This is a genomic window from Endothiovibrio diazotrophicus (assembly GCF_054657215.1).
Genome location: NZ_BAAHXB010000237.1, coordinates 1 through 2204, shown reverse-complemented (window position 1 = coordinate 2204; position 2204 = coordinate 1). Strand labels below are relative to the sequence as shown.

Annotated in this window: 2 protein-coding genes; both read left to right on the top strand. The window is 66.1% G+C overall.

The features are described 5' to 3' along the window. A partial coding sequence (locus tag ACYQ2W_RS26040) for a PAS domain-containing hybrid sensor histidine kinase/response regulator (RefSeq protein ID WP_459873953.1) occupies positions 1 to 1536 on the top strand: 1536 nt, incomplete at its 5' end. A 23-nt stretch (positions 1537 to 1559) separates the two neighbouring features. After that, a partial coding sequence (locus ACYQ2W_RS26035; protein WP_459873951.1) for a response regulator occupies positions 1560 to 2204 on the top strand: 645 nt, incomplete at its 3' end.

Here is a 2204-nt window from a genome sequence, read left to right as displayed (position 1 = left end):
ATCGCCCGTGCCCATCAACACCTGCTCGATCATCTGGGGACGGTGGTCTTCGAGCTGGACGGCGAGGGGCGGCTGCTGTTCCTCAACCGGGCCTGGAACAAACTCACCGGCTTCACCGTGGAGGAGTCTCGCGGGCAGGCCCTGGAGCGATGGTTGGTTCGCGAGGGGCGGCTGGAGCTGACCCGGGCCTTGGAACGGTTGCGTGGCGAGGAGGTGTTGCACCTCCAGTTGGAGCTTCCGTTCGTTACCCGCGGGGGGGGCGAACGTTGGTGTGAGCTGTCGATGGACGTGGTGGAGCTGGAGAGCGGGGCGAAGGGGCTTTCCGGGCGGATCTTCGACATCAGCGAGCGGCGCCGGACCCAGCAGGCCCTGCGCCGGGCGAAGGAGGAGGCGGAGGTGGCGAGCCGGGCGAAGAGCGCCTTCCTGGCCACCATGAGTCACGAGATCCGTACCCCGATGAACGCCATTCTCGGGATGACCGAGCTGCTCGGTGAGACCCCGATGGAGGGGGAGCAGGTCGAGTATCTGAGGATCCTCGACAACGCCGGAAGGAACCTGCTCAGCCTGCTTGACGACCTGCTCGATCTGTCGCGGGTGGAGGCCGGCAGGATGGAGCTGGCGTGCGAGCCCTTCGACGCGGTGGTCCTGGTGCGCGAGGCGGTGGATCTGTTGGCCCCCGACGCCCGGGGCAAGGCGTTGACCTTGAAGGTGGATTTCGAGACCGGCCTGACCCCCGTGCGGATCGGGGATGCGGCACGGGTCCGGCAGGTGTTGCTCAATCTGGTGGGGAACGCGATCAAGTTCACCGCCAGCGGCTGGGTGGCGGTGCGGCTGACCGGGGAGAGGGACCCCGACGGTCTGCACATCGAGGTGGAGGATACCGGGATCGGGCTGCCCGACCATATGGGGGAGCGGATCTTCGACAACTTTACCCAGGGGGATTCGTCGATCACCCGGGAGTATGGCGGTTCCGGCCTGGGGCTCTCCATCTGCAAGCGGCTGGTGGAGTTGATGGGGGGGCGGATCTGGGCCGAGAACCGGCGGGAGGGGGGGGCCCGCTTCCATCTGTCGTTGCCGCTGTCGCCGACGGAGGCGGTGGCCGTCGAGCCGGCGGGGGCGCCGGCCCCGCGACTGGCGGCAGAGTCCGGGCGGGCGCTGGCGTTGCTGGTGGTGGAGGACGCTGAGGACAATCGGCTGTTGATCCAGTCCTATCTGAAACGGTTCCCGTGTCGCCTGAACTTCGCCACCAACGGCGAGGAGGCCGTGGCGAAGTTCAAGGCGGATCGTTATGATCTGGTACTGATGGATATGCAGATGCCGGTCATGGATGGCTATACGGCAACCCGCCGGATACGGCAGTGGGAGCGCGAGCGGGGGGAGGCGGCAACGCCGGTGATCGCGCTCACTGCCCACGCGTTCAGTGAGGATGTGCAGCACTGCCTCGATGCGGGCTGTGACAGCCATCTGTCGAAACCAATCAAAAAATCGACCCTGCTCCAGGTGTTGGAAGAGCAACGCCTGCGGCTGGATGGGTGATCGTTCGAAGAGTGGAGAAAGGAATGCTTGAGGCCGTGGCGGAGGGGATACCGCGTGAGGGGGCGGCGGCGGTGCCGCGAATCTTGTTGGTCAACGACAACGCGGATGCGCGTCGGTTGCTGTGGCGGGTGTTGGACCGCGGTGGTTTCGATCGGATCACCGAGGCGACCGATGGCCGGGAGGCGGTCGAGGCGCTCTCCACCGACTATTTCGATCTGATCGTCACCGACGTCCATATGCCCCACCTGGATGGCTGGCGACTGGCGCGGATGGTCCGCTCCGGGGTGTTCAACAGTCGCCAGGACGTGCCGATCGTGGTGGTTTCCGCCACCTTCGGTGAGCGTATCGCCCAGGTTACCGCCCGCGAATACGGGGTCAACCGTTTCCTCGCCCTGGATGAGGCGCGCAATCTCGATGAGGTATTGCGCGGCCTGTTGCGGGAGCGGGGCGTCGAACTGAGCAAGCCGCGGCTGCTGGTGATCGAGGACCGGCCGGACACCCAGCGGCTGATCGACCGCATCCTCAACAAGCGCTTCGAGGTGGAGATCTGTGGCGATGGTCCGAGCGGGCTGGAGGCGTGGCGCTTGGGACGTCACGACCTGGTGCTGCTGGACGTGATGCTGCCGCGGATGTCGGGCTATCAGGTGCTGCGTGAGATCCTGCGCGAA